Source organism: Novosphingobium sp., assembly GCF_020852455.1.
GTDB lineage: Bacteria > Pseudomonadota > Alphaproteobacteria > Sphingomonadales > Sphingomonadaceae > Novosphingobium.
In genome coordinates this window covers 1-2,689 of sequence record NZ_JADZAT010000005.1, presented here as the reverse complement: position 1 = coordinate 2,689, position 2,689 = coordinate 1, and the positions used below count along the sequence as shown (strand labels likewise).

General features: G+C 64.0%; 3 protein-coding genes. All 3 read left to right on the top strand.

Translation table 11 applies throughout. The annotated features are described in order from the left end of the window. On the top strand, positions 1-639 hold a 639-nt coding region (locus IT549_RS01510), incomplete at its 5' end, for an SDR family NAD(P)-dependent oxidoreductase (protein WP_292969488.1). 79 nt (positions 640-718) lie between these two features. After that, on the top strand, positions 719-1,957 hold the full coding sequence (locus IT549_RS01505; protein ID WP_051084431.1) for an acetate/propionate family kinase: 1,239 nt from the start codon (positions 719-721) through the stop codon (positions 1,955-1,957). Next, positions 1,954-2,689: sodium/glutamate symporter (locus IT549_RS01500; protein ID WP_292969487.1), on the top strand; the 736-nt coding region annotated here is incomplete at its 3' end. The genes IT549_RS01505 and IT549_RS01500, both read left to right, overlap by 4 nt.

Genomic DNA, 2,689 nt, shown 5'->3' with positions numbered 1-2,689 from the left:
GTCAGCGCCGACAATGCGCAGCGCGTCACCAGTCTCATCAACGCCGAGGGCGGCCACGCCGTGGCCAATGTGGCCGACGTGGCACGCATCGATGAGGTCCAGGCTGCCGTGGCCTGCGCGGTCGATGCGTTTGGCGACCTTCATTTTGCCGTCAATAACGCCGGTATCAGTGGCGACCAGAGTCCTGTGGGGGAACTGGACCCTGCCGCCTGGAGCCGGGTGATCGATGTCAACCTGAACGGCGTGTTCTATGGCCTGCGCCATCAGATTCCCGCCATCCTGCGCTCTGGAGGCGGCGCCATCGTCAACGTCTCCTCCATCCTCGGAGTGGTGGGCGACGCAGCGAACCCCGCGTACGTCGCAGCCAAGCATGCTGTTACCGGGCTGACCCGGTCGGCAGCGCTGGCCTATGCCCCCAAGGGAATCCGGATCAATTCGATCCATCCCGGTTACGTACGTACGCCCATCCTGGATTTCCTGGATGAATCGGCCCTCCAAGAGGCCGTTGGCCTGCATCCGATCGGTCGCCTGGGTACACCGGACGAAATCGCCCATGCCGTGGCGTTTTTGCTATCGGAAGGAAGCAGCTTCCTTGCTGGCACCCAGCTCATCGCCGATGGCGGCTACACAGCGCGCTAAGTCTGAAGACGATGAGACCGCAGACAACCGCGCACACCTTGGCGAGGTCGCACGGACGGCGCGCAGAGAGGACGACCTGATGGACGTCACCATGGCCCGCTCTAGGCGCCACGAACACAGACTGATCCTTGTGCTGAACTGCGGCTCATCCAGTATCAAGTTCGCGGTGTTCGATTCCTCGGCCGCGCCACTGCCGCGCCAGGCATTGTGGAATGGCAAGGTGCAGGGAATCGGTGGCGCCAACCCGGATTTCGGAGAGACGGGGGTTGCGCCGTTCCCGATCGAACTGGAAACGGCACATCCGTATCGCGCCGCACTGCGCCTCATCCGCGATCGTGTCAGCCAGCGGCTCGACGGCCGCCGGATCGGTGCGGTCGCCCATCGTATCGTCCACGGCGGCAGTAAATACTTCATGCCCGTGCGCGTGGACGCGAATGTCCTGGCCGACCTCAAGGGCTACATTCCTCTGGCCCCGCTGCACCAGCCATTCGCGCTCGAAGCCGTGGAGATCCTGCTGCGGGAGCAGCCCGATCTGCCACAGATGGCCTGCTTCGACACGGCCTTCCACCACACTTTGCCCCAGGTCGAGAAGGTCCTGCCGTTGCCCTATGCCGCATGGGAGCGCGGTCTGCGTCGGTACGGGTTTCACGGCCTGTCGTATGAGTACATGGCAGTGGCCTTGCCCGAACGCCATGGCGACGCCGCGCGCGGTCGCACCGTCGTTGCCCATCTGGGCAGTGGCGCCAGTCTGTGCGCCATGCGTGGACTCAAAAGCGCGGCCACCACCATGGGCTTCTCCGCGCTTGACGGCCTGATGATGGGCACCCGCACCGGCGCGCTCGATCCGGGTGCGGTGCTCTACCTGATGGAAATCGAGAAGCTCTCACTGGAGCAAGTGGGGCGCGTCCTCTATCACGAGTCCGGCCTGCTCGGCGTTTCGGGAATCTCGGCCGAGCCGCGCGTCATTGTCGGACACGAGAACGATGCAGGCGAAACGGGGGAGCGAGCGCGCTTGGCACTGGCCCTTTACGTGCGCCGCATCGTACGCGAGATCGGGGCCTTGGTCGCCGTGCTGGGTGGCCTGGACATGCTGGTGTTCACGGCGGGTGTCGGTGAACACAATGCGTTCATTCGCGAGCGCATCTGTGCGGCGCTGGGCTTTTTGGGCATTGCCTTGGATACCGATGCCAACGCCAGCCACGCGGCGACGATTTCCAGCGATCACAGTCAGGTCACCGTGGCGGTCGAGCCCACCAACGAAGAGTGGATAGCCGCCAGCCATGCGCTGTCCTGCCTGGACAGGGAGAAGGCGCGATGACGATCGATGCCTTCCATGGATTCACGCTCGCCATCCTGCTGTTGTTCGTGGGCAAGGGCTTGGTTGCGCGTTGGGGCATCTTGCGTCGATACAGCATCCCGGAATCCCTGGTGGGCGGCTTGGCCTGCGCCCTGGTTGTCTTCGCCCTGTACTACGGTGCGGGGATCGTCATCAGTTTCGATCTCGAAGCGCGTGACGCGCTGCTGCTGTACTTCTTTGCGGCCATTGGCCTGGGTACCGACGCCCGCACGCTGCGCCATGGTGGACGGCCCTTGCTGATCCTGTCGGGGTTGGCCATCGGGTTCATGGTGCTGCAGAACCTGGCCGGGATGGAGATGGCACGCGCCTTCGGCCTGGATCCGCGCACCGGGCTGATGGTGGGATCGATTTCCCTGACAGGAGGCGTGGGCACCACCTTGGCCTGGTCCGATCACTTCGTTCACAACCTCGGCATTGCGCAAGCGCAGGAACTGGGATTGGCAGCGAACATGATCGGCCTGATCGCGGCCTGCACCATCGGGGGCCCAGTCGCAAGCTTGCTCATGCGTAGGCATCGGCTTCAAGCCTCTGGGGACAGCGCCCTGGAAATTGGCACGCTGCACAGGGATGAGCAGCATGCCCGCCTGGACTACTACGGCCTGCTGCTGGCATTGCTCTGGCTCAACTTCGCCTTGATGTTGGGATACGGAATCAATGCCTTGGTCGCGCGTACCGCCGTCACGCTGCCCGCCT

Coding starts and splice junctions, on each gene's coding strand:
- IT549_RS01505 (WP_051084431.1), top strand. CDS start 719: ATGGACGTCACCATGGCCCGCTCTAGGCGCCACGAACACAGACTGATC.